General features: G+C 63.1%; 26 protein-coding genes. 14 read left to right on the top strand and 12 right to left on the bottom strand.

Annotated features, from left to right (window positions below; genetic code table 11):
- Nucleotides 1–21: 21 nt before the first annotated feature.
- The 3 genes from FCT00_RS06185 to mutT are packed head-to-tail and all read left to right on the top strand — an operon-like array spanning nucleotide 22 to nucleotide 2,648.
- Entirely contained in the window at nucleotides 22–924 is a 903-nt protein-coding gene (locus tag FCT00_RS06185) for a peptidylprolyl isomerase (RefSeq protein ID WP_008332442.1), read from the top strand.
- A gap of 60 nt (nucleotides 925–984) precedes the next feature.
- A complete protein-coding gene (argJ, locus tag FCT00_RS06180; protein ID WP_138422572.1) occupies nucleotides 985–2,250 on the top strand; it encodes a bifunctional glutamate N-acetyltransferase/amino-acid acetyltransferase ArgJ in 1,266 nt (421 codons plus the stop codon).
- Nucleotides 2,250–2,648 (top strand): 8-oxo-dGTP diphosphatase MutT, encoded by a 399-nt coding sequence (gene mutT / locus FCT00_RS06175; protein ID WP_138422253.1) that lies wholly within the window; start codon nucleotides 2,250–2,252, stop codon nucleotides 2,646–2,648. The genes argJ and mutT overlap by 1 nt, the downstream gene beginning before the upstream one ends.
- 174 nt (nucleotides 2,649–2,822) lie before the next feature.
- On the opposite strand, the gene infB is transcribed toward mutT, so the two are convergent.
- Genes infB through rimP form a run of 4 tightly spaced genes read right to left on the bottom strand, consistent with a single transcriptional unit; the run spans nucleotide 2,823 to nucleotide 8,186 of the window.
- Nucleotides 2,823–5,321 carry a translation initiation factor IF-2 gene (gene infB / locus FCT00_RS06170; protein WP_138422252.1) on the bottom strand — a complete coding sequence of 833 codons (2,499 nt, stop codon included), beginning with the start codon at nucleotides 5,319–5,321 and terminating at the stop codon, nucleotides 2,823–2,825.
- A complete protein-coding gene (locus tag FCT00_RS06165) occupies nucleotides 5,318–5,956 on the bottom strand; it encodes an RNA-binding protein (RefSeq protein WP_008332449.1) in 639 nt (212 codons plus the stop codon). The genes infB and FCT00_RS06165 overlap by 4 nt, the downstream gene beginning before the upstream one ends.
- 23 nt (nucleotides 5,957–5,979) lie before the next feature.
- Nucleotides 5,980–7,599, bottom strand: coding sequence for a transcription termination factor NusA (gene nusA, locus FCT00_RS06160; protein WP_138422251.1), 1,620 nt, complete (start codon nucleotides 7,597–7,599; stop codon nucleotides 5,980–5,982).
- Between the two features lie 2 nt (nucleotides 7,600–7,601).
- The gene (rimP, locus tag FCT00_RS06155; protein WP_008332453.1) at nucleotides 7,602–8,186 is read right to left on the bottom strand and encodes a ribosome maturation factor RimP; all 585 of its coding nucleotides are present in this window, start codon (nucleotides 8,184–8,186) and stop codon (nucleotides 7,602–7,604) included.
- A 220-nt stretch (nucleotides 8,187–8,406) separates the two neighbouring features.
- Here rimP and FCT00_RS06150 point away from each other — a divergent pair, with 220 nt between their 5' ends.
- Together FCT00_RS06150 and FCT00_RS06145 are read left to right on the top strand one after the other, a co-directional pair.
- Complete coding sequence (locus tag FCT00_RS06150; RefSeq protein WP_138422250.1) at nucleotides 8,407–9,420, top strand: ligase-associated DNA damage response exonuclease; 1,014 nt, start codon at nucleotides 8,407–8,409, stop codon at nucleotides 9,418–9,420.
- Nucleotides 9,417–10,976: a cisplatin damage response ATP-dependent DNA ligase gene (locus FCT00_RS06145; RefSeq protein ID WP_138422249.1), complete on the top strand. Its 1,560-nt coding sequence runs from the start codon at nucleotides 9,417–9,419 to the stop codon at nucleotides 10,974–10,976. Before FCT00_RS06150 ends, FCT00_RS06145 begins: the two co-directional genes overlap by 4 nt.
- On the opposite strand, the gene FCT00_RS06140 is transcribed toward FCT00_RS06145, so the two are convergent.
- Together FCT00_RS06140 and pip are read right to left on the bottom strand one after the other, a co-directional pair.
- The gene (locus FCT00_RS06140; protein WP_138422248.1) at nucleotides 10,973–11,587 is read right to left on the bottom strand and encodes a class I SAM-dependent methyltransferase; all 615 of its coding nucleotides are present in this window, start codon (nucleotides 11,585–11,587) and stop codon (nucleotides 10,973–10,975) included. The genes FCT00_RS06145 and FCT00_RS06140 overlap by 4 nt on opposite strands.
- Nucleotides 11,584–12,573 (bottom strand): prolyl aminopeptidase, encoded by a 990-nt coding sequence (gene pip, locus FCT00_RS06135; RefSeq protein ID WP_138422247.1) that lies wholly within the window; start codon nucleotides 12,571–12,573, stop codon nucleotides 11,584–11,586. Before pip ends, FCT00_RS06140 begins: the two co-directional genes overlap by 4 nt.
- A 52-nt stretch (nucleotides 12,574–12,625) precedes the next feature.
- Between pip and ubiG the strand changes: the two genes are divergently transcribed.
- Nucleotides 12,626–13,372, top strand: a complete 747-nt coding sequence (gene ubiG / locus FCT00_RS06130; RefSeq protein WP_138422246.1) for a bifunctional 2-polyprenyl-6-hydroxyphenol methylase/3-demethylubiquinol 3-O-methyltransferase UbiG — start codon at nucleotides 12,626–12,628, stop codon at nucleotides 13,370–13,372.
- A gap of 37 nt (nucleotides 13,373–13,409) precedes the next feature.
- Here the strand turns inward: ubiG and hslU are convergent, their stop codons facing one another.
- Together hslU and hslV are read right to left on the bottom strand one after the other, a co-directional pair.
- The gene (hslU, locus tag FCT00_RS06125; protein ID WP_138422245.1) at nucleotides 13,410–14,717 is read right to left on the bottom strand and encodes an ATP-dependent protease ATPase subunit HslU; all 1,308 of its coding nucleotides are present in this window, start codon (nucleotides 14,715–14,717) and stop codon (nucleotides 13,410–13,412) included.
- 9 nt (nucleotides 14,718–14,726) lie between these two features.
- Complete coding sequence (gene hslV, locus FCT00_RS06120; RefSeq protein WP_138422244.1) at nucleotides 14,727–15,278, bottom strand: ATP-dependent protease subunit HslV; 552 nt, start codon at nucleotides 15,276–15,278, stop codon at nucleotides 14,727–14,729.
- A gap of 98 nt (nucleotides 15,279–15,376) precedes the next feature.
- On the opposite strand from hslV, the gene FCT00_RS06115 reads away from it, so the two are divergent.
- Nucleotides 15,377–16,294: a hypothetical protein gene (locus FCT00_RS06115; RefSeq protein ID WP_138422243.1), complete on the top strand. Its 918-nt coding sequence runs from the start codon at nucleotides 15,377–15,379 to the stop codon at nucleotides 16,292–16,294.
- 3 nt (nucleotides 16,295–16,297) lie between these two features.
- On the opposite strand, the gene hemH is transcribed toward FCT00_RS06115, so the two are convergent.
- Complete coding sequence (hemH, locus tag FCT00_RS06110; protein WP_138422242.1) at nucleotides 16,298–17,335, bottom strand: ferrochelatase; 1,038 nt, start codon at nucleotides 17,333–17,335, stop codon at nucleotides 16,298–16,300.
- Nucleotides 17,336–17,363: 28 nt separating this feature from the next.
- On the bottom strand, nucleotides 17,364–18,173 hold the full coding sequence (locus FCT00_RS06105; protein ID WP_008332465.1) for a methyltransferase domain-containing protein: 810 nt from the start codon (nucleotides 18,171–18,173) through the stop codon (nucleotides 17,364–17,366).
- A gap of 30 nt (nucleotides 18,174–18,203) precedes the next feature.
- On the opposite strand from FCT00_RS06105, the gene FCT00_RS06100 reads away from it, so the two are divergent.
- From FCT00_RS06100 to FCT00_RS06085, 4 genes are read left to right on the top strand one after another with little or no spacing between them, the layout of a single operon-like run.
- Entirely contained in the window at nucleotides 18,204–18,920 is a 717-nt protein-coding gene (locus tag FCT00_RS06100) for a ComF family protein (protein WP_138422241.1), read from the top strand.
- Between the two features lie 41 nt (nucleotides 18,921–18,961).
- Nucleotides 18,962–19,216 carry a glutaredoxin 3 gene (gene grxC, locus FCT00_RS06095; RefSeq protein WP_008332471.1) on the top strand — a complete coding sequence of 85 codons (255 nt, stop codon included), beginning with the start codon at nucleotides 18,962–18,964 and terminating at the stop codon, nucleotides 19,214–19,216.
- On the top strand, nucleotides 19,216–20,034 hold the full coding sequence (locus FCT00_RS06090; protein ID WP_138422240.1) for a carbon-nitrogen hydrolase family protein: 819 nt from the start codon (nucleotides 19,216–19,218) through the stop codon (nucleotides 20,032–20,034). Before grxC ends, FCT00_RS06090 begins: the two co-directional genes overlap by 1 nt.
- Nucleotides 20,034–20,480, top strand: coding sequence for a MarR family winged helix-turn-helix transcriptional regulator (locus FCT00_RS06085; RefSeq protein ID WP_008332473.1), 447 nt, complete (start codon nucleotides 20,034–20,036; stop codon nucleotides 20,478–20,480). The genes FCT00_RS06090 and FCT00_RS06085 overlap by 1 nt, the downstream gene beginning before the upstream one ends.
- A 56-nt stretch (nucleotides 20,481–20,536) precedes the next feature.
- On the opposite strand, the gene secB is transcribed toward FCT00_RS06085, so the two are convergent.
- Nucleotides 20,537–21,031 carry a protein-export chaperone SecB gene (gene secB, locus FCT00_RS06080; RefSeq protein WP_008332474.1) on the bottom strand — a complete coding sequence of 165 codons (495 nt, stop codon included), beginning with the start codon at nucleotides 21,029–21,031 and terminating at the stop codon, nucleotides 20,537–20,539.
- Nucleotides 21,032–21,135: 104 nt separating this feature from the next.
- Between secB and idi the strand changes: the two genes are divergently transcribed.
- On the top strand, nucleotides 21,136–21,657 hold the full coding sequence (gene idi / locus FCT00_RS06075; protein WP_138422239.1) for an isopentenyl-diphosphate delta-isomerase: 522 nt from the start codon (nucleotides 21,136–21,138) through the stop codon (nucleotides 21,655–21,657).
- Here the strand turns inward: idi and FCT00_RS06070 are convergent.
- A complete protein-coding gene (locus FCT00_RS06070) occupies nucleotides 21,637–22,131 on the bottom strand; it encodes an FxsA family protein (RefSeq protein WP_138422238.1) in 495 nt (164 codons plus the stop codon). The two genes, idi and FCT00_RS06070, sit on opposite strands and share 21 nt — an antisense overlap.
- A 104-nt stretch (nucleotides 22,132–22,235) precedes the next feature.
- Here FCT00_RS06070 and FCT00_RS06065 point away from each other — a divergent pair, with 104 nt between their 5' ends.
- A complete protein-coding gene (locus tag FCT00_RS06065) occupies nucleotides 22,236–22,895 on the top strand; it encodes a Tim44/TimA family putative adaptor protein (RefSeq protein WP_008332489.1) in 660 nt (219 codons plus the stop codon).
- Nucleotide 22,896: 1 nt separating this feature from the next.
- Nucleotides 22,897–23,937: a murein transglycosylase A gene (gene mltA, locus FCT00_RS06060; RefSeq protein WP_138422237.1), complete on the top strand. Its 1,041-nt coding sequence runs from the start codon at nucleotides 22,897–22,899 to the stop codon at nucleotides 23,935–23,937.

The raw sequence follows: 23,937 nt of genomic DNA, 5'->3' as shown, positions 1-23,937 counted from the left end.
GCACGACCATGAGGAGGTTTCATGACCCATACGTCCACCCGCGCGTCGCTTTTCGCGGCCACGCTGCTTTCGGTTTCGCTGGCTCTGCCCAGCTGGGCCCAGGATGCGGCCCCCGAAGCCGAGGCCGAAACGGATGCCGCGCCGGCGATGGAAGTGACGGTCGACACCGTACTGGCCACCGTGAACGGCGAAGAGATTACGCTTGGTCACGTCGTGGCAGCCAAAGAGCAGCTTCCGCAGCAATATCAGCAGCTTCCGAACGACGTTCTGCTGCCGGGTCTGATCGACCAGTTGATCCAACAGACGGTTCTGAGCCAGGCGATCGACGAGGTCGGCGCCGGTGTCGAGGTCCGTTTGGAGAACGAGCGTCGCACGCTCGTCGCTGCCGAAAAGATCGACGACGTCATCACCGAGGCCGTGGATGAAGACGCCATTCAGGCGGCCTATGACGCACAGTATGCCGATGCCGAACCCACGACCGAGTGGAACGCGTCGCATATCCTTGTCGAGACCGAAGCGGAAGCCGCGGATCTCGTCGAGCAGGCCAAGGCGGAAGATGCCGACTTCGCCGCGCTCGCCAAGGAATTTTCGACCGGTCCCTCCGGCCCCAACGGCGGCGAGCTTGGCTGGTTCTCGGCCGGCATGATGGTCGAACCCTTCGAAACCGCCGTGGCCGACATGGCCGCCGGCGATATTTCGGACCCGGTCCAGACCCAGTTCGGCTGGCACGTCATCAAGCTGAACGAGACCCGTGAAAAGGGTGCCCCGCCGCTTGAAGAGGTTCGTGAGGACATCATCGGTCAGCTCCAGACTTCCGCCGTGGAAGAGGCGCTCAACGCGCTGATGGACGGCGCGACCATCGAACGGACCGACGTGACGACGCTTGATCCCGCCGTCCTGTCGGATATGTCGATCTTCGAGTGATCGACGCGGGAGGGGACAGTCGTGGGCAAAAAGAAGAAGATCAAGAAGCTCAAGGGTAAGTTGAAATCGCTCGAGGCGGCACTCGCCTCGGCGAAGAACCACAAGCACGCGGTCGCACCGCTTGCCCCCAAAGACGGCTTTCCCAAATTGCCGAAGATCGGCGGCGTTCGTTTCGCCGCCGTTCAGGCCGGGGTCCGCTACGCCGGGCGTTACGACGTGATGATGGCGCTGTGCGACCCGGGCACGACGATTGCAGGCGTCTTCACCCGTTCTTCCACGCGTTCCGCCAACGTGCTGGACTGTCAGGCCAAGCTTGGCTCGGACCCGTCCGGCGGCGCGGCGATCATCGTGAACTCCGGCAACTCGAATGCCTTCACCGGAGCGTCGGGCGAGAACGCGGTGGCCGAGATTTCCAAGACCGTGGCCGATGTCACGGGGGTCGCCGAAAACAGGGTCTATACCGCCTCGACAGGCGTCATCGGCGAACGTCTGCCCTTTGACCGGATCACGGCGAAGATCGGAGATCTGATCGACGCACTCGACGAAGGTGGTATCGAATTCGCCGCTCGCGCGATCATGACCACCGACACGTTCCCGAAGGGTTCGATGGCCGAGGTCGAAATCGGCGGTCGGACGGTCAGGATCGCGGGCATCGCCAAAGGCTCCGGCATGATCGCGCCGGACATGGCCACGATGCTGGTCTACATCTTCACGGATGCGAAGGTGGAGCAGAAGGTTCTGCAAGCCTATCTCTCTGGCCTGATCGACGAGACCTTCAATTCGATCACCGTGGACAGCGATACTTCGACGTCGGACACCCTGATTCTTGCCGCAACCGGCGCCAGCGGTGTCGAAGTGACTCCCAAGGACGAGGCATTCCAAACCGGCCTTCGCTCGGTGATGATGGAGCTCGCCCATCAGGTGATCCGCGACGGGGAAGGGGCGACCAAGTTCGTCGAAATCCATGTGAGCGGGGCCAAGTCCAAGGCCGACGCGCGCACCCATGCCATGTCCATCGCGAATTCCCCGCTGGTCAAGACGGCCATCGCCGGGGAAGACCCGAACTGGGGCCGGATCGTCGCCGCGATCGGCAAATCGGGCGCCGCCGCCGACCGCGACAAACTTTCGATTTCATTCGGAGACATCCTTGTCGCCGAAAAAGGCTGGGTTTCGCCTGAGTACCGGGAAGAGCAGGGCGCCGACTACATGCTGGGCGAAGAGATCGTCATCAACGTGGATCTCGGCCTCGGCAAGGGCGAGGCCACGGTCTGGACCTGTGACCTGACCCACGCCTACATCCAGATCAACGCGGACTACCGAAGCTGATGAAAACGGTTCTCGTGTCTGCCGTCGCGCTCGTCGACCGTGACGGGCGCGTGCTTCTGGCCCAGCGCCCCGAGGGCAAGTCGATGGCCGGGCTGTGGGAGTTTCCCGGCGGCAAGGTCGAAGACGGCGAAACGCCCGAGGCCGCGCTGATCCGCGAACTTCACGAAGAACTCGGCATCGACACCTGGCAATCCTGCCTCGCGCCGCTGACCTTCGCATCGCACAGCTATGATACCTTCCACCTTCTGATGCCGGTCTTCGTCTGCCGGAAATGGGAGGGGACGCCGCAACCGAAAGAGGGCCAGACCCTCAAATGGGTGCGCGTGCGCGACATGCGTGACTATCCCATGCCCCCCGCCGACATCCCGCTCGTCGCGATGATGCGGGACATGCTCTAAAACTTCTCTGTTTCAGGAAACCTTCGGGGGTGGCCGGAGGGGGCCCGAGGGCCCCATTCGGCTGGGGGGGGGTGGGGGACTGGTCCCCCCAAGAACCGCCGCGGGGGCGCTCGCCCGCGCAATGAAAAAGGGCGGCCCGATGAGCCGCCCTTTCTATTCCAATCGGTCCGCAGATCAGGCGAGCGTGCGCTCGACCTCTTCGCGTTCGAAGATCTCGATGACGTCGCCCTTGCGAATGTCGTCGTAGTTCTCGAACGCCATACCGCATTCCTGACCCGAGATGACTTCCGACACCTCGTCCTTGAAACGCTTGAGCGTCTTGAGCGTGCCTTCGTGGATCACGACGTTGTCGCGCAGCAGGCGGACACCTGCAGAGCGCCGTGCCACGCCTTCGGTGACGAGACACCCGGCCACGTTGCCGACACCGGAGACGCGGAACGTCTCTTTGATCTCGGCGTAACCGATGAACTTCTCGCGCACTTCGGCGGACAGCAGGCCCGAGGCCGCCGCTTTCACGTCGTCCACAAGGTCGTAGATCACGCTGTAGTAGCGAATTTCCACGCCCTTCTGGTTGGCCGAATTCCGGGCCGGCGCGTTCGCACGGACGTTGAAGCCGATGACCGGGCAACCGGACGCTTCGGCAAGACCCACGTCGGTTTCGGTGATCGCGCCCACGCCGTAGTGGATCACGCGCACGCGGACTTCGTCGTTGCCGATCTTCTCCATCGCCTGAACGATGGCTTCGGCCGACCCCTGTACGTCCGCTTTCACGACGATGGGCAGTTCGGCGACGTTCTCGTCCGCCTTTGCCTTGGCCATCATCTGTTCCAGCGTGGTCGCCGCACCGGCGGCTGCGCGTTTGTCCTTGGCGGCGTTTGCGCGGTATTCCGCGATCTCGCGCGCCTGTGCTTCGGTGTCGACCACGTTCAGAACGTCGCCCGCTTCCGGCGTGCCGTTCAGGCCGAGCACCTCGACAGGCACCGACGGACCGGCTTCCTTGACGCGTTCGCCGCGGTCGTTCTCCATCGCGCGGACCTTGCCCCACTGCTCGCCGACGACGAAGATGTCGCCTTGGCGCAGCGTGCCGTTCTGGACGAGCACGGTGGCGACCGGGCCACGGCCCACGTCGAGCTGCGCTTCGATCACGGCACCCTGAGCGGACCGGTTCGGGTTCGCCTTGAGTTCGAGGATTTCCGACTGGAGCGCGATGGCTTCGAGCAGTTCGTCCAGACCCTGACCCGTGTGGGCCGACACTTCCACGTCCTGCACGTCACCCGAGAGCTTCTCGACGATGACTTCGTGCTGAAGCAGGTCGGTGCGCACCTTGTCCACGTTCGCGGCGGGCAGATCGACCTTGTTGATCGCGACGATCATCGGGACACCCGCCGCCTTGGCGTGGTTGATGGCTTCGATGGTCTGCGGCATCACCGCGTCGTCGGCGGCCACCACGAGGACGACGATATCCGTCACCTGCGCGCCACGGGCCCGCATCGAGGTAAAGGCCGCGTGGCCCGGCGTGTCGAGGAACGACAGAACCGTGCCGCTATCGGTCGTGACCTGATAGGCACCGATGTGCTGGGTAATGCCGCCGGCTTCGCCCGCGACGACCTTGGCGTTGCGGATCGCGTCGAGAAGCGAGGTCTTGCCGTGGTCGACGTGGCCCATGATCGTGATGACCGGCGGGCGGTTCTCAAGATCTTCGGCCTTGTCTTCGGTCGTGGTGATGACATCCTCGACGTCCGAGTCCGACACGCGCACGATCCGGTGGCCGAATTCTTCGATGATGAGTTCGGCGGTGTCCTGATCGATGGTCTGGTTTTGCGTGACCATCATGCCCATCTGCATGAGCGATTTCACGACATCGGCGACGCGTTCGGCCATGCGGTTGGCAAGTTCCTGCACCACGATGGCTTCGGGCACCTGCACGTCGCGCACGACCTTTTCGCGCGGCTCGGCGTTGCCCATCGCTTTCTGGCGCATGCGTTCCTGCTTGCGGCGCATCGCGGCGACCGAGCGTTGACGCCCGCCTTCGCCCCCGGTGAGCGCCTGGTTCACGGTCAGCTTGCCGGACCGGCGGCTGTCGTCACGACCGCCCTTGCCACGGTTCGACCGATCGTCGGCCGGTTGCGGCGCACGTTCGCGTTCGGTCTTGCGCGGGCCGGTCTTGGCGCCACGGGCCTCGGCGGCCTGTGCGGCGGCCGGGTCTGGGTCGGCGGCAGGGGCCGGCTTGTTCTTGGCCGCTTCTTTTTCCTTGCGGCGACGCTCGTCTTCTTCGGCCTTCTTGGCCGCGGCTTCCGCGCGTTCCTGTTCTTCGCGGGCCTTGTCCTCGGCTTCCTGCCGACGACGCTCGCGCTCTTCCTCGCGGGCCTTCTCTTCTTCTTCGCGCCGCTTCGCTTCTTCGGCCTCGTTGGCCTTGGCTGCGGCAAGCGCCTTCATCCGGCGCTCGAGTTCGGCGTCGGAGATACCTGCGGGGCGCTTGGACGGGTCCGTCGCGGGGGAGCCATTGCCGCCGCCCGCACCGCCACCCGCACCGGGTTTGGGCACGACGACGCGCTTACGCTTCGTCTCCACCACCACGTTCTTCGTGCGCCCATGGCTGAAGGATTGCTTGACGGAACCCGACCGGGGTCCACCTCGCAGGCCAAGGGGCTTCTTGCCGTCCGTATCGCTCATCTGGTCGTCTTACCTTTCCGGCGGGCGGTCCCACCGTCGTTCATATCGCGCATGCCCGAAAGCTTCGCGGCTTCGTCTACAACACGTTTCGTGAGTCCGCCACCCGCGAGTGCGGCATGTATCACATGTTCCCGCCCGAATGCCAAACCCAATTCATCTTGGGTCAAACAGGTGATCAGGGTGCCTTTGCCACGGGGTGGGCGGAGCTTGGATTTCCCGCGATCAGAGCCGTCGGAGGCCTGCAAAAGCACCTCAGCCTGATCCTTGGCGAGCCAGTCTTTGACCTTTTCAAAGCCGGCAATTGCCTCGCTCGCCTTTCGAGCAAGAGAGATAAGGTGGATCACGCGTTCTGCAAGACCCGCCTCGACTTTTGCGAACAGATCCTCAGGGACCGTCACCTGTTGTTTCGCGGCGCGGGCGAAGGCGCCCTTCTTCGCGGCAAGGGCGAACGCCTTGGGCGAGGGCGTGATCCAGAACCCCCGGCCGGGCAGCTTGCCCAGCAGGTCGGGATAGACCGCGCCATCGGGTCCGACGACGAACCGGATCATCAGCGAGGTGTCCTTCACCTCGCCGGTTCCGATGCACCGGCGTTCGGGTTCCCCCGTCCGGTCTTTTTCACGGCCGCCGCGCGTCACGCGCTAACCCCCGAGGCCTGGGATCAGGCCCCGGCCTCCTCGGTGGCTTCGCCGTCTTCCTCGGTCTCTTCTTCCGAGACGAGATCGGCGGGGTCGACCCAGCCAAGCTGGATACGGGCGGTCATGATCATGTTCTGGGCTTCCTCGAGGCCCACATCAAAGGGTTCAAGAACGCCGTCGTCCTTGCTGCGTTCGCCGTCGACGGTCGTCCAGCCACCGGCCAGTTCCCAGTCGGCGCAGGTCGCGAAGTCTTCAAGCGTAAAGACACCGTCCTTGGCCAGAGCCTCGATCATCTGCGGGGTGAGACCCTCGAAACCGATGAGGCTGTCCTGAACGCCCAGCGCCTTGGCGTTTTCCAGCGCCTTGCGGTTCTGTTCGTCAAGGAAGTCACGGGCGCGGGCCTGAAGCTCGTTCGCCGTATCTTCGTCTACACCGTCGATGACGAGGAGTTCGTCCACCTCGACGTAAGCCACCTCTTCAAGGTTGGTGAAGCCTTCGGACACGAGAAGCTGGGCGAAGAATTCGTCCAGATCGAGCGTGTCCATGAACAGCTTGGTGCGCTCGGCGAATTCCGCCTGACGACGCGCGCTTTCTTCTTCTTCCGTCAGAATGTCGATGTCGAGCCCGGTCAGCTGGCTGGCCAGACGCACGTTCTGACCGCGGCGGCCGATGGCCAGCGACAGTTGATCGTCGGGCACGACCACTTCGATCCGCTCGGCGTCTTCGTCCAGAACGACCTTGGCGACTTCGGCAGGCTGAAGCGCGTTCACGAGAAAGGTCGGCATATCCTCGTTCCACGGGATGATGTCGATCTTTTCGCCCTGAAGCTCGTTCACCACGGCCTGAACGCGGCTGCCGCGCATACCGACACAGGCACCGACCGGGTCGATGGAGTTGTCATAGGACACGACACCGATCTTGGCGCGCGAACCCGGATCACGGGCGACCGCCTTAATCTCGATGATGCCGTCGTAGATTTCCGGCACTTCCATCTTGAAGAGTTCGGCCATGAATTCCGGCGCGGTCCGGCTGAGGAAGATCTGCGGCCCACGCGTCTCACGCCGCACGTCTTTCACGTAGCAGCGGATACGGTCGTTCGGGCGATAGCTTTCGCGGCCGATCTTTTCGTTGCGGCGCAGGATCGCTTCGCCAGCGCCCACATCGACGATGACGTTGCCGTATTCCTCGCGTTTGACGACACCGTTGACGATGGTGCCGGCACGATCCTTGAATTCTTCGTACTGACGATCCCGCTCGGCTTCGCGGACCTTTTGCAGGATGACCTGCTTGGCCGACTGCGCGGCGATCCGGCCCAGTTCAACAGGCGGCACTTCGTCGACGATGGTGTCACCGACAACGGGGTTGTCGAGGTACTGCTTGGCCTGTTCCACGGTCAGCTCGGCCTGATAGTTCTCGAGCTCTTCATCCTCGACCACGGTGCGGACGCGGGTGAAGGTGGCGCGGCCCGTCTTGCGGTCGATCGACACGCGAATGTCCATCTCGGCGCCGTAACGCGACTTGGCGGCACGGGCGAGGCTTTCCTCCATCGCTTCGATCACGAGCGACGGGTCGATCATCTTCTCGCGCGCGACCGCTTCGGCGGTCTGGAGCAGTTCGAGCTGGTTGGCAGAGGTAATGGCCATTCTTATTCCTCCTCGGACCCTTCGTCCGTTTCGATGTCATCGTATTGGCTTTCGTCGATGATGCCGGCGTCCTTGCGCTGTTTCAGCATCTCGGCAATGAGTTCGTCGGTCAGAACCAGTTTCGCATCCGCGAGCAGGTCGAAGGTCAGACCGATGGTCACTGGCTCGCCCTTGTCCTCGATCTCGATGAGGATCTCGCCGTCTTCGGTGCCCTGAAGCGTGCCCTTGAACCGCTTGCGCCCTTCGATCAACTCGCTGGTCTCGACCTTGGCGATCCAACCGTCCCAGGTGTCGAAATCCTTGTAGCGGGTCAGCGGGCGGTCGATGCCGGGCGAAGAAACCTCGAGGTTGTATTCCCCCTCGATCGGATCCTCGACATCCAGCGTCGCGCCCAATGCGGTGTTGATCGCCGAAAGATCGTCGACCTCGATCCCGCCCTCGGGTTTGTCGGCCATGATCTGAAGCGTCTGGGTGTTGCCGCCCTGAAGCCGCAGGCGCACAAGCTCGTATCCCATATCCTCGATCACCGGGCGCACGATATCGGCGAGCCGGCGGTCGATGGCAGTTCTGGCGACGAGATCGGTCATGTGGTCCTTTCAGGCACAAAAAAACGGGCCAGCGGCCCGTCGGTGTGTTCCGGTGGAGCGTCGGGTTTGGACCCCAGCGCCTCCGCTGTTGACGCGGATATAGGGGAGGGCGGGTGAGTCTGCAAGGAAAATGACGAACCGCTGGCGGATGGGTGCCGTATCATGTGGGAACGTGCCGCGCCGCGGGCGCGTTCGTGAGTGCCGCAATGTGGAATGACCGATGGGTGAACCCGCCTTCGAAGACATCCTGATCCCGCGACCCGAAGGGCTCTATTGTCCGGTCGGGGATTTCTATGTCGATCCTGTACGGCCCGCCGCCAAGGCGCTTATCACCCACGGACATGCGGACCATGCACGGTCCGGCCACGGCGCGGTGCTCGCCAGCCAGCAGACGCTCGACATCATGGCGATCCGGTATGGCGAGGATTTCGCCAAGTCGCGGCAAGCGGTCGATGGGCCGGTCGAGGTGAACGGCGTTACCGTCAGTTTCCACCCGGCGGGGCATGTGCTCGGCTCCTGCCAGATCCGGCTGGAGGCCAAGGGGATGGTCGCGGTCGTGTCCGGCGATTATTCCCGCGTCGCCAACCCGGCCTGCGCGCCGTTCGAGCCTGTGCCCTGCAATCTGTTCATCACCGAGGCGACCTTTGCGCTGCCCGTTTTCAAGCACCCCGAACCGGCGGACGAGATCGCCAAGCTGCTCGCCTCGGTCCGGGCCTTTCCCGAACGGCCCCACCTGATCGGGGCCTATGCGCTCGGCAAGGCGCAGCGGGTCATCATGCTCTTGCGCGAGGCGGGGTATGACGCGCCGATCTATGTCCACGGGGCGCTGCAACGACTGAGCGATTATCACATCGAACAGGGCGTGCCGCTGGGCGACCTGCGCCCAGCGACGATGGACAAGGCCGAGGCGCGGGACTTGCGCGAGGCGATCGTCATCTCGCCGCCGTCCGCCTTCGCGTCGCCGTGGGTGCAGCGGTTCGCCGACCCCGTCATCGGCTTCGCCTCCGGCTGGATGCAGATCCGGGCACGGGCGCGGCAGCGTGGGGTCGAACTGCCGCTCATCATCTCGGATCACGTCGACTGGCCCGACCTGACCGCCACGATACAGGAGATCGACCCGAGCGAGTTCTGGATCACCCATGGGCGCGACGACGCGCTGATGCGGTGGGCCGAATTGAACCAGCGTCGTGCGCGGCCGCTGCATCTTGTGGGATACGAGGATGAGCCGGAATGAAAGCCTATGCCGCCCTTCTCGAACGGCTCGCATTCACGCCGGGCCGCAATGCCAAGCTTGCGCTCCTTCAAAAATACCTCACGACCGCGCCGGACCCGGATCGGGGGTATGCGCTTGCCTCGCTCACCGGAGAACTCGACTTCGCCGGGGCGAAACCCGCGCTTCTGCGCGCGCTCGTGTCCGAGCGGGTGGATAGCGAGTTGTTCACCATGTCCTACCACTACGTCGGTGACCTTGCCGAAACCATCGCCCTGATCTGGCCTGGGCAAGGCGAGGCGAGGGATGTGCCCTTGTCCGAAGTGGTCGAACGGCTGAACGCGGCATCCAAGACAGAAACGCCCGCGATGATCGCGGACTGGCTCGACGCGCTGGACCCGTCGGAACGTCTGGCGCTTCTCAAACTGATGACGGGCGGAATGCGCGTGGGCGTATCGGCGCGACTGGCCCTTACCGCACTTGCGAACACCGGAGAGGTGCCGCTCGACGACATCATGGAGCTATGGGCGGGGTTCAAACCGCCATATGAGCCGCTTTTCGCGTGGATCGCAGGCGGGCCGAAGCCCGAACCGACGATCAAGGCGCCCTTCCGGCCCGTCATGCTGTCGACCCCCAACGATTATGAAGGGTTGTCCGCGCTGGACCCGGCCGATTTCGCCGCCGAATGGAAATGGGACGGCATCCGCGTGCAGGCCGCCGCGCATGGCGATGAACGGCGGCTTTATTCGCGGACGGGCGAGGATATTTCGGCGGCCTTTCCGGACATCGTCGACCGCATGGAGTTCACTGGCGCTCTGGATGGTGAGTTGATCGTGCGGCGCGCGGATGAGGTCGCGCCCTTCGGCGATCTTCAGAAGCGGCTGAACCGGAAAACGGCGAGCAAGGCGCTGCTGTCCAGCCACCCGGCGGCGCTCCGGTTGTATGACATTCTGATCTGGGACGACGAAGACCTGCGCGAGCTTCCGTTTCACGAACGCCGCGCACATCTGGAAGCGGCTGTCACAACACTCGACCCCTTGCGCTTCGATGCCTCGCCCTTACTCGACTTCGACACGTGGGACGCGCTTGCCGCCCACCGTGCCGATCCGCCCGCCGCCGTGATCGAGGGCGTGATGCTGAAACGGTTGGACAGCGCCTATGTCGCGGGCCGGCCGCGCGGGCCTTGGTTCAAGTGGAAGCGCGACCCGATGATCGTGGATGCGGTCCTGCTTTATGCCCAGCGCGGACACGGAAAACGCTCGGGCTTCTATTCCGATTTCACCTTCGGGGTCTGGGATGACGACAGGCTCGTGCCGGTCGGCAAAGCCTATTCCGGGTTCACCGACGAAGAGCTCAAACGCCTCGACAAGTTCGTTCGTCAGAATACCGTCGAACGGTTCGGGCCTGTGCGGTCCTTGTCCCCCGAACTTGTCGTCGAGGTGGCGTTCGAGGGGCTGAACCGCTCCAAACGGCACAAGTCCGGCGTCGCAATGCGTTTCCCGCGCATCTCACGCATCCGCTGGGACAAGCCTGCGAATGAAGCGGATCACCTGACGACGTTGGAGGCGATGCTGCCCTAGCCGGGTTTCTTTGCGACGATGAACCGTGCGGCGTGACCTTCGGGGCGTTCGTCCACGGCGATGTCCAGCCCTGCATCCCGGATCATGTGGCGCATGTCGTCTTCAGACAGGAACGTCAGATGCGGTATCGCGCCGAACATCTGCCCAAGCGGCGCGATGAGCTTCAGGAACTTCATGCTTCCCAGCACTGCGGACGAGGAAACAAAATACCCGCCGGGGCGCAGGCTTTCCCCGATCTTCTTCACCGTGAACGCCGGGTTGGGCAGCAGGTGCAGGACGGATAGGGCGAGGATCATATCATAGCTTCCGGGCGCCACGTCGGCTCGGTCGAAATCCGCATGAACGAAACGCATGTTGGCCGGGGTCGAGCCTTGGTCCTTCGCGGCCTCCAGCATCGCGGACGAGATGTCCATCGCCGTGTAGCTACGGACGAGCGGTGCATGGCGACGTCCGGTGTTGCCCGAACCACAGCCGATCTCGAGCGCGTCCATGTCGGGCCGCATGTAGGATTGGGTTATGCCGAGCTTCCACTCGTAGGTGTCGAGGTCCGAGATCGGCGACTTGATGTAGCGCTTGGCGAGTTTGTCCCAGACCTGCGCTTGATCCTTCATAGCCCGAGCGTATCCCGCTGCCGGGCAAGCTTATCCGTGGTGCGCACCAGTTCCGCCGCGATGCCGGGTTCCGAAACGGCGTGGCCTGCGCGTGGGATCATGCGAAACTCGCTCGTCGGCCATGACTTGTGCAGGGACCATGCCGCTTGCGGGGGGCAAATCATGTCATGGCGACCCTGCACGATGGTGCCGGGGACATGGGCGATCCGGGTCATGTTTCTGAGAATCTGCTGATCTTCGGATAGGAACGCGCGGTTCTGGAAATAGTGGTTCTCGAGCCGCGCGAAGGCGAGCGCGTAGTCGGCCGGGCTGTCGATCATGGCCCCGTCATTCTCGATACTGGCGAGCGCGTTTTCCCACGACGCCCAGACGCGGGCATGTTTCAACTCGTCGCCCCGATCACCGGAGAACAGCCGCTTGTGATAGGCTTCGATCAGGTCTTCACGTTCGTCCGCGGGAATGAGGTCGGTGAACCGCGCCCACAGATCGGGCCAGAACTGTCCGGCGCCTCCGCCATAGAACCAGTCGAACTCCCGCTCGGTGGCGAGGAAGACACCGCGCAGCACCAGCCAGGCAACCCGGTCCGGGTGGCTTTGGGCATAGACCAGCCCCAAAGTCGCCCCCCAGCTTCCGCCGAATACGATCCAGCGGTCGATCCCGAACGTATCGCGGATAAGTTCGATGTCACGGATGAGGTGCCAAGTCGTATTGGCCGTCACTGAGGCATGCGGGCGGGAGCGGCCGCAGCCGCGCTGATCGAAAAGGATGATGCGATACTTCTTCGGGTCGAAGAACCGGCGCATGGCGGGGGAACATCCGCCGCCCGGGCCACCGTGCAGCACGACGACGGGCATCCCGTCTTTCGCGCCGCACTGTTCGACATACACCGTGTGGCCATCACCGACCTCGAGCATCCGACGGTCGAATGGCTCGATCGGGGGATACATTTTCCCCCCTGCGGTGTTTTTTCCTGCGGCCTGTTCCATAGGGAACCTATATAGGTGCTGCGACAAAGACGCCATGAAAGACGAGGCTAACATGAGTGCCGGACAAACGACAGTCGATCCCAGCGAAGTCGCCAAATTCGAAGCGATGGCAGCAGAATGGTGGGACCCGACGGGGAAATTCAAGCCGCTTCACATGATGAACCCCGTGCGTCTTGATTACATCACGTCACAAATCGCGGCGGAGTTCGGGCGCGACCTGTCCGATGACAAACCTTTCGCCGGTCTGCGCATCCTCGATATCGGTTGCGGGGGTGGTCTTTTGTCGGAACCGATGGCGCGGCTCGGGGCCGACGTCGTGGGGGCCGACGCCGCCGAGCGCAACATTCCCGTGGCGCAGGTCCATGCCGAGCAATCGGGGCTGGACATCGACTATCGCTTCACCACCGCCGAGGCGCTGGCGGCCGCAGGCGAACAGTTCGACGTGGTTCTGAACATGGAAGTGGTGGAGCATGTGGCAGACCCGTTGTCCTATCTCACCGCCTGTCAGCAGCTTCTCAAACCCGGCGGTCTGATGGTCTGCTCGACGATCAACCGCAATCCCAAAAGCTTCATGGTTGCGATCATCGGAGCCGAGCATGTGATGCGTTGGCTGCCGAAAGGCACGCATGAATGGGACAAGTTCATCACGCCCGACGAACTTGGAAACCTCATCACGGAATCCGGCCTGCGACTGGTCGACAAGCAGGGCTTCGTGTTCAACCCGATCCTGTGGAGCTGGTCGATCTCGTCACGCGATCTGTCGGTCAACTACGTGACGGCGAGCGTCAAGGCAGCCTGAGGCTGGCGCGCCCGGCCCGCGCCGGACGCCGCCTTGGCTACAGCATGTAACGACCGACGTCGGTGTTCTGCATCAGCTCGCCGAGGTTTTTCTGAACGAAAGCCTCGTCCACGACCACTTCCTCGCCCGACTTGTCCGGCGCGGTGAAGCTGAGTTCTTCGAACACACGCTCCATCACGGTGTAGAGCCTGCGCGCCCCGATGTTCTCGACCGTCGTGTTCACCTCGGCGGCGATCCGGGCCAGCGCGGCGATCCCGTCTTCGGTGAAGGACACCTTGACCTCTTCAGTGCCCATGAGCGCGGTGTATTGCAGGGTCAGCGCGTTGTCCGTCTCGGTCAGGATGCGCACGAAATCCTCTTCCGTCAGCGCACGCAGTTCGACACGGATCGGCAGACGACCCTGAAGTTCGGGCAGCAGGTCCGAAGGTTTGGCGATGTGGAACGCACCCGAGGCGATGAACAGCATGTGGTCGGTTTTCACCGGGCCATGCTTGGTCGACACCGTCGTGCCTTCGATCAGCGGCAGCAGGTCGCGCTGAACGCCTTCGCGGCTGACGTCGCCGCCGCGGGCATCGGAGCGGGCGCAGACCTTGTCGATCTCGTCAATGAAGACGATCCCGTTCTGCTCGACCGATTCCAGTGCGATCTTGTTCACCGCTTCGTCATCCAGAAGCTTGTCGGCTTCTTCGCCCATCAGGATTTCATAGCTTTCGGCCACGGTCATCTTCTTGCGCACGGTGCGCCCGCCGAAGGCTTTGCCGAACATATCCGACAGGTTCATCATGCCCATGTTCATGCCGGGCTGGCCGGGCACATCGAACATCGGCATCCCGCCGCCCGTATCCTGCACGTCCAGTTCGATCACGGTGTCGTCCAACTCGCCCGAGCGGAGTTTCTTGCGAAACATCTCGCGCGTCTGCTCGCGGGCCTGATCCCCGGCGACGGCGGAAATCACACGCTCCTCGGCGTTGTGTTCGGCCGCGGATTTCACGTCTTCGCGCATCCACTCGCGGGTCTGGACGATGGCTGTGTCGACGAGATCGCGCACGATCTGCTCGACGTCACGGCCCACATAACCGACCTCGGTGAACTTGGTCGCCTCGACCTTGATGAACGGCGCGCGGGCCAGCTTGGCCAGACGCCGGGAAATCTCGGTCTTGCCGACGCCGGTCGGGCCGATCATGAGGATGTTTTTCGGATATACCTCGTCGCGCAGGTCGTCCGACAATTGTTTGCGGCGCCAGCGGTTGCGCAACGCCACGGCCACGGCGCGCTTGGCGTCCTTCTGGCCGATGATGAACCGGTCGAGTTCCGATACGATCTCGCGGGGGGTCAGGTCGGTCATGTCCGCCTCTTACTTTTTAAGCGTTTCGAGCGTCAGGTTGCCGTTCGTGTAGACGCAGATGTCGGCAGCGATCGCCATCGCAGCGCACGCGATTTCCTCCGCCGATTTGTCCGTGTCCATCATCGCCCGGCCTGCGGCGAGGGCGTAGTTGCCCCCCGACCCGATTGCGGCCACGTCATGTTCGGGTTCCAGCACGTCGCCCGCGCCGGTCACAACGAATAGGTCCTTGCCATCCGACACGATCAGCATCGCTTCGAGTTTCTGGAGGTATTTGTCGGTGCGCCAGTCCTTGGCCAGTTCGACACAGGCCCGCGCCAGTTGCCCCGGCGTGGCTTCGAGTTTCGTCTCGAGCCGTTCGAGCAGCGTGAACGCGTCAGCGGTCGATCCTGCGAACCCGGCGATGATGTCATAGCCGCCGGGCGACAGTCTGCGCACCTTGCGCGCCGTGCCTTTGATGACCGTGTCGCCCAGGCTCACCTGCCCGTCGCCTGCAATCACCACTTCGCCGCCTTTGCGCACGCCACAGATCGTGGTGCCGTGCCAGCCGGGAAACTCGCTCATGTCCGCCTCCTTTTGGTTCCGACGCTATATGGACCCCCGGTTTGCCCGCGACAACCACCCGGCTTGACCGGACCGGGCGGGCAGGTAGCTTGCCGCCCATGGAAGCCCGAATTCTGCGCATCTACCTTGACGACGTCATGCTGGACATGGCCCAGCGGGGCGAGTTCGGGTTCGTCGCGCGGGTGACCAAGTCCTTCGAGGGCATCGGATTTCGCGTCGAGCTGCGCCGTAATTCGTTTCAGGAACGGCTGAAGTCGGCGGCCCGCAACGGGTACTCGCTCTTCCTGATGGATGACCCGTTCCACCCGAAATCCCTGACGATGCGCAAGAGCTACTATTTTCCCTTCTGGCGGATCGAAGCGACGCCGAAGCGGTGGGAATTCGAGGTCGCGAAGAAAATCTTCGATCCGGCTGAAATAGACACTGATATCGCACTGAACTGGGTCGGCAACTGGCGCAAATGGCTGTTCAAGCGAGGGCCGGAGACGGCGGGGCGCACTGGGCTGATCTACGTCGCCCTTCAAGGCAAATTGCTTGAACATCGCTCGTTCCAAACCATGTCACCCATCGACATGATCGCCGAAGTGCAGGCGCGCGCGGGTGACAAGCGTATCCTGCTCGGGCTTCATCCGGGCGAGGATTACTCGGACGAAGAGCGCGCGACGCTCGACGCTATCGCCGCGAACGACCCGCGGGTGGCGGTTCAGACCGGGGGGATGGAAGAGGCGCTCAGGGTTTGTGATTTTGTGATCACACAGAACTCGGCCGCGGCCCTGTCGGGGTTCTTCTTCGAAAAGCCCGCGATCCTGTTCGGGGAATGCGATTTTCACCACCAGATGCCGCGCGTCTCGCAATTGGGGGTGGATGAGGCCTGGCGACAGCTTGAAAGCACCCCGCCTGCCTATGCGGAATACCTTTACTGGTTCGTCGCGCTGAACTCGATCAAAGCGGACGTGGAAGGCGAAGCAGAGGCAAAGATCCTTGCCACGTGCAAACGCTTCGGATGGGACGTTTAGGCTCTAATCCAGCCAACCGCGCAGGTTATCAACCGCCACGGTCGTCAGCGCGGCGATGTGCTCGTCATCATCGTTGAGGCAGGGAATGTAGGTGAAGCTTTCGCCTCCGGCATGTTCGAAGCTCTCCCGGATCTCACCGTTGATCTCTTCCAACGTCTCGATGCAGTCCGCCGAAAACGCGGGCGCCAGAACGGCGATCGACTTGACCCCGTCCTCTTTCACAAGCCGCGCAACTTCGTCCACGGTGTAGGGCTTCAGCCATTCCTCGGGTCCGAATACCGACTGGAACGTGGTCACGATCCGGTCCTTCGACCATCCAAGGCGTTCGGTCAGAAGACGCGTCGTTTTCTGGCATTGGCAGTGATACGGGTCGCCCTCCATCAGGTAGCGTTCCGGCATCCCGTGGTAGGAGCAGATGATCCGCTCCGGTGCCTGATCCTCGGACGGGTAGACCCGCAGCACAGAGGCCGCGAGAGCCTCGATATAGTCGTCGCGGTCGAAATATTCCGGCGCGGTGCGCACCGCAGGCATCCGGTTTTCGTCCATCAGCGCCCGGAAGAACTGGTCGTTCGCCGTGCCGCTCGTGGTCGCGGAATACTGCGGGTAGAGCGGGAAGAAGAGGATCTTTGTGCACCCGGCCTCGACCAAGGCGCGGACTTTGGATTTGGTCGACGGATTGCCGTAGCGCATACAGAAATCGACGACGACCCGATCCCCGAACCGCTGTTTCAGCGACGCGTCCAGCTTGGCGACCTGATCCTTGGTGATCGTCATCAACGGGCTTTCGCCCTTGTCGTGATTCCAGATCATCTTGTAGTTCGCGCCGGAGCGGAACGGGCGGATCGTCAGGATCGGACCCTGTAGGATCGGCTGCCATTTCCAGTTCGGGTAGTCGATGACACGCTTGTCCGAAAGGAATTCGTTCAGGTAGCGCCGCATCGACCAGTAGTCATAGTTGTCGGGCGTGCCGAGATTGGCGAACAGAACGCCGACCTTCGGCGTGGGAACCCTGGGATGGTCCTTTGGCATGTGTTCGTTCATGGTCCTGATCCTGTCCGTGGCCCGTCTGTTACGGCTTGTCGTTCAATTTGGTTTCATCCGTGTTCAAGGCATCCGCGAGACGCGCCTCGGCAGACCCCGGTCGAAGCGGTTTCTGCTGGCTTTCATGCGGGGCCCAGCCCGCAAGGAACACCAGTTCGAACGTGGCGTGGATGCGGCCCGCTTCGTCGGCGTCCGAGGCATAGCGCGCCGCCGTTTCCGCGAACACGCCGCGTGGCGTGAAGCCCGCGCGGGTGGCGAGCGCATTGCCTTCGCCCATCTTGCGCAGGTCGCGCATCAGGGCGAGCGCATCCGAATAACTGACATCGCGCAGGGAACTGTCGGCGACCGGCAGGGCGAACCCGGCCCGCTGGAGAAGGCCGCCAAGGTCGCGTAGCTCACCCATCGGCAACATGCGCGGTGACAGGCCCCCGGTCTGGGCGATCTCGGCGGCGGTAATCGCCGCTCGCAATTCCCTGAGCGTCTCGCCCCCGAACATGACGCCCATGAAAAACCCGTCGGGCTTCAACGCCTTGTGGCATTGGATCAACTGCCCCACCGGATCGTTCGACCAGTGCAGCGACAGGCCATGAATGACAAGATCGTGGGCGCCCGGTTCGAGCGTCAGCACCTCGTCATCCGGAACGATCACGGCATCGGGAAAGAATTTCCGCCAGATCGCGGGGAATCCCGTCACGACGGCAGGCGCCGTAAAGGTTCTGTTAACCTCTTCCAGCCGATCCTGAACTTCGAAGGCCGCTTCTTCCTGAAGGAACATGCCATCCGCCTGCGCGCGGGCGCGGGTCAGGGTCAGACGGGCGGGATCGGTCAGCTTCGACATGGCGCGGCACCATAGATGGAGGCCTGAGGAATGCAATCGCTGCTCCGCGCGATCTACCCCGCGCAATGCGCATCCTGCGGCGAAATCGTCGAGGGTGACGGTGGGCTTTGCGGGCCTTGCTGGCGCGAGACCCGGTTCGTCACCGGGCACGTCTGCGACAAGTGCGGGGTCGGGCTGCCGGGCGAAAGCGACGGGCATCTGGACCTCTGCGACGACTGCATGACCATTGCGCGCCCTTGGTCTCAGGGGCGCACGGCGCTGGACTATACCGGGAACGGGCGCAGGCTGGTTCTGGCGTTCAAACATGCCGACAGGCCCGACATCGCAGAGCCGGCCGCGCGATGGGTGGCGCGGGCGGCCCAGCCGTTGTTCACGCCGGGGATGCTGATCGTTCCGGTCCCGTCGCATTGGACCCGGCTTTATCGCCGTCGGTACAATCAGGCCGCCGAGCTGGCCCGCGCGTTGGGGCGCGCTACCGGACACGGCGTCTTGCCGACCGCGTTGGTGCGGACCCGAGGCGGGGAAACGCAGGAGGGTAAGACCGTGGATCAGAGGTTCGCCAACCTGCACGGGGCGATCCGACCCCATCCGAAACGCGGCGCGGCATTGGAAGGGAAACGCATTCTGATCGTGGACGATGTGATGACGTCCGGCGCTACGCTCGCCGCCGCAACCGAGGCCGCTTTCGTCGCCGGTGCAGCGGACGTGAAGATCGCGACACTGGCGCGCGTTGCCCGCGGACCCTAAATGTCCTTCAATCGGGGTAACCCGGATGAAGGATACAGAAAATGCAGCCTGTCACGATCTACACCACGCCGTTCTGCGGCTTCTGCCATGCGGCCAAACGGCTTCTCACCTCGAAAGGGGTCGCCTTCGACGAAATCGACGTCAGCGTCGATCCGGCTTTGCGTCAGGACATGATGGCCAAGGCCGGCCGACACACCGTCCCGCAAATCTGGGTCGGGGAAACCCACGTCGGGGGCTTCGATGACCTGAACGCGCTCGAGCGTTCCGGGAAGCTCGACCCGCTTCTCGCAGCCTGATGCGCGCGGCGCTGATCCAGCTTTGTTCCGGTGATGACCCGGCGGCGAACCTTCCCGTGACGCTCGGGTTCGTCGCCGAGGCGGCCGAGGCGGGTGCCGAGCTGATCCTGACGCCGGAAGTGACGAATTGCGTCTCGACCTCCCGCAAGAGGCAGGCGGCTGTGCTTCAGCGCGAGGATGACGACATCACGCTCGCCGGATTGCAGGAGGCCGCGAAAGCACACGGGGTCTGGATTTCGGTGGGGTCTCTCGCGGTCAAGACCGACGACCCGGACGGGCGGTTCGCGAACCGATCCTACCTCATCGCCCCTTCGGGCGAGGTGACTGCGCGCTACGACAAGATCCATATGTTCGACGTCGACGTGTCGGAGACGGAGAGCTACCGCGAAAGCGCGGGCTACAGGCCCGGAACGCGGGCCGTCGTCGCAGACACCGACACCGCGCGGATCGGCTTGACCATCTGTTACGACCTTCGATTTCCGCATCTCTACCGCGCGCTCGCACAAGCGGGTGCTCAGATCATCACCGTTCCGTCCGCCTTTTCGACCGGCACAGGCCCCGCGCACTGGGAGGTCTTGCTGCGGTCCCGAGCGATCGAAACCGGATGCTTCGTCCTGGCGGCGGCCCAGACCGGACAAAACACCGACAAACGCGCGACATACGGTCACGCCCTGGCCGTCGCCCCGTGGGGCGAGGTTCTGGCGGATGCGGGGACGGAACCTTGCGTCACCTTAGTTGATCTCGACCTTGCGACCGTGGAAAAGTCGCGCAAACGCATTCCGTCGCTGTCACACGACCGCTCTTTCGAAAGACCCTGATGCCAGATAGCACCGCCGATAGCCTTTCGGTCGCCCTGTTCAGCGAGATGTTCATGGCGGACCAGTTGGCGCGCACGGCGTTGTCGAAGGCGCTGCCCAAGGGGATGGAACTCAGCCACTTTTCCGTGCTCAACCATCTGGCGCGGGCGGGCGAGCCGAAAAGCCCCGCGCAACTCGCAAAGTCGTTTCACGTGACGCGCGGCGCGATGACCAACACCCTGAACAAGCTGGAATGGGCCGGGCACATTCATATTCACCCCGACTGGGACGATGCCCGGCGCAAACAGGTCACGATTTCGCCCGCTGGCCGCAAGGCACGGGACGCCGCCCTGGCCTCGATCACCCCGATCATTTCCGATGTGGTGCGATCCATCGGAACCGAAAAGGTCCGCTCGATGCTGCCCATTCTGCGGGCCATGCGCGAACGCTTCGACGCGCAGGACTGACCAACGAAAAAGGGCTGCCCGATCAGGCAGCCCTCGGTCGTTTCATGCGCGCAGGCTCAGTTGGCCTTGGCGGCTTCGCCCTGTTGCTGACGACGGGCGAGTTCGGTGCGATACAGCTGCACGAAGTCCACGTTGTCGAGGTTCACCGGCGGGAAGCCCCCGTCACGGGTCACATCCGACACGATGCGCCGCACGAACGGGAAAAGCTGGCGCGGGCATTCGATCAGAAGGAACGGGTGAAGCTGATCTTCGGGCACGTTCTCGATGTGGAACAGGCCGGAATATTCCAGTTCCATGATGAACAGCTGGGCGTCGTTGCCTTTGTTCGTCGAGACGACCTTGTACTTGGTGATGACCTCGTACTGGTTTTCGACCTGACGCTTTTTGGCATCCAGCGCGACCTCGACCTTGAGGTCGGGCTGCATTTCGCCGGTCATGCCTTTCTGCACCACGATGTTCTCGAACGACATATCCCGAATGAACTGTCCGAGAATGCGCATCACGGGTTGCGTGGGTTGCTGCGGTGCGCCGGTGGGGGCTTCGTCCGCCATAATCTTTCTCCCTGGAATCCAAAGTCGCGGCTTTCTAGCAAGAAGCGGCGAGGGCCTCAACGACAACCCTTCCTTGTCGGTGCGTGCAAATGTATCAGCGACATATGGCACACATGATCCCCGCCTGGGTGGATGGCACCCTGCAACCCGTCGAAAAGCTCGCGGCGCATGTCGAAGGGCTGCGGCATCGTGCGGTGTCGGTGTTCCTGATCCACGACGACGAAATCCTGATCCAGCAACGCGCTGCCGGGAAATATCATACGCCCGGTCTTTGGGCCAACACCTGCTGCACCCATCCCCATTGGGACGAAGCGCCGCTCGCCTGCGCGATCCGTCGGTTGGACGAGGAACTGGGGATCAAGGGCGTCGATCCGGTCTGGAAAGATCAGATCGAATATCGCGCCGACGTCGGGGATGGCCTGACAGAGCACGAGGTTGTCGATCTTTTTCTCGTGCAGACCGATGTCCGTCCCGTCCTGCACCTGAACCCGGAGGAGGTCGATGGTGTGCGTTGGGTGTCACTGACCGATCTGGAAGACGAGGTCGCACGCCACCCCGAACGGTTCACGCCGTGGCTTCGGATTTACCTCGCCGAACACAAGTTGTCAGTGTTTGGTCCCTCCTGAGGGCCCGCGCGTCGGTTCATGCGTCGGTTTCTTCGGCGGGCTGACGTCTTCGTACTCCCCGTCGATCACGTCAGTCGAGGAATAGGTGTGCGTCTGTCCGCCCGAATGGACGGTAAAGCTTTTGTTCACCTGCACGCGCCGTGAAATCTGTTTGAACGCCCAGCGCCGCACCGCGGGGACGAGCAGAAGGAAGCCGACCGTGTCGGTGAAGAAGCCGGGGGTCAGCAAAAGCGCGCCGGAGAACAGGATCATCGCGCCGTGGGCAAGCGGTTCGGACGGGTCGGACAGTTGGTTGAAGCTGTCGCGGACCTGACCCAGCGCGATCGCCCCCTGCGCGCGGACCATGTACGACCCGATGATCGCTGTCACGAGAACGATGAGAAGGGTGGGCCAGAGCCCGATCAGCCCGCCGACCTGAATGAAAAGTCCGATCTCGACCAACGGAACGGCGATGAACGCAAGCAAGAGCCACATGGCATCCTCATATCGTGTTTGGGGGCTGGTAGACTTGCTCCCGCCCAGCGCCTACATATGTTCCGAACGCGGAAAATCAAACCGCGCCCTGAAATGAGGTTCGAATGTCTTCACCGATCATCCAGCTGATCGTTCTCGCCGCCATCGCGATTTTCCTGATCCTTCGCCTGCGCGACGTCCTCGGCACGCGGGAAGGGTTCGAAAAGCCTGTGGTTTCCCGGACCGAGTCCCAAAGGGTCGACAACCGCGGTAAATTCGAGGTGATCGAGGGGGGTCCGGACACGGACATCACCGACCACGTCGAAGACCCGGCCAGCATCGAGGCGCTTGCCAAGATGAAAGGCGCCGAACGGTCCTTCGCCGTCGGGGATTTCCTGAACGGGGCGCGTGGCGCGTATGAGATGATCCTCATGGCGTTCGAGGCCGGTGAACTGGACAAGATCAAGCCGTTTCTGTCGGACGAGGTTTACGAAAGCTTCGCCACCGTCGTCGAACAGCGCGAGAAGGACGGCTACAAGATCGACGCGAACTTCGTCGGCCTGCGCGAAATGAAGCTGGTCGAGGCCGAATTCGATGATGAAAGCCGCGAAGGCGAAATCACCATCCGCTTCATCGGCGAAATCACCTCTGTCGTGCGCGACAAGTCCGGCGAGATCGTCGAGGGCAATCCGACCGAGGTGAAGCGGCAGAAAGACGTCTGGACCTTTGCCCGGATCATGGGGTCCGAGAACCCGAACTGGCAGCTCGTCGCCACGGGCGGTTGACGTGGGCAAGCTGGTCGGCCTCGCACTTGCAGGGCTGATCGCCTTGACCGCGCCCGCGCGCGCGGAGCTTGTGGAAGCTGAAATCACGCTGCTCGACTTCACCGACCTCGTGGGGTGGGAGCTCGACGATCATGAGGCGGCGTTCGACGCGTTTCTTCACACCTGCGAACTGCTGGACGATCCGCAGTGGGACCCGATCTGTTCCATCGGATTCGATTTCACGGGGGCGCCGAAAGCGTTTTTCGAGTTGTTCTTTCGCCCTGTGAAGATCGAAGACGGGCAGCCGGGTGTTTTCACCGCCTATTACGAACCGGAGATCCGGGGGTCGGAACGCCGCACGGGGCGGTATGACATCCCCGTCTATCGCCGCCCCCCCGAAATCGCCGCCGGAACCGCGAACTACACCCGTCGCGAAATCGAAGAGGACGGCGTGCTCGAAGGGCGTGGGCTTGAGATCGCGTGGGTCGAGGACCCGGTGGAACTCCAGTTTCTGCAAATTCAAGGGTCGGGCCGGATCAAGCTGCCCGACGGCTCATCCATCCGGCTCGGATTCGGGGGTCACAACGGCCACAGTTTCCGCTCGCTCGGGGACGAACTGGTGCGGCGCGGCATCTACAACATCCATCAGGTCTCGGCCGAGGTCATCAAGAATTGGGTATCCCGCAACCCTGTCGAGGGCCGCGATCTTCTGAGCCACAACACGTCTTACGTGTTCTTCACCGAGCTTGAACATCTACCGTCGCATTCCGGTCCAATCGGCGCAATGGCACGGTCGATTTCCGCGGGTCGGACCTTGGCGGTCGATCCGGCCTATACCCCGCTTGGCGCGCCGGTCTGGATCGAAAAGGGCGGGGCCGAACCGTTTTCGCGCCTGATGGTCGCGCAGGACACCGGATCGCGCATCAAGGGTGCGCAACGGGCCGACATTTTCTGGGGCACCGGTGACGAAGCCGGGAAGGCGGCCGGGCGGATCAAGGACGCTGGGCGCATGGTCGTCCTCCTCCCGATCCAGCGTGCTTACGCGCTTGCCCCGGAGGAATAG

It is taken from the genome of Maritimibacter alexandrii (assembly GCF_005871115.1).
Taxonomy (GTDB): domain Bacteria; phylum Pseudomonadota; class Alphaproteobacteria; order Rhodobacterales; family Rhodobacteraceae; genus Maritimibacter; species Maritimibacter alkaliphilus.
The sequence above is the reverse complement of the archived record's forward strand: the minus strand, read 5'-3'. Positions and strand labels throughout refer to the sequence as shown.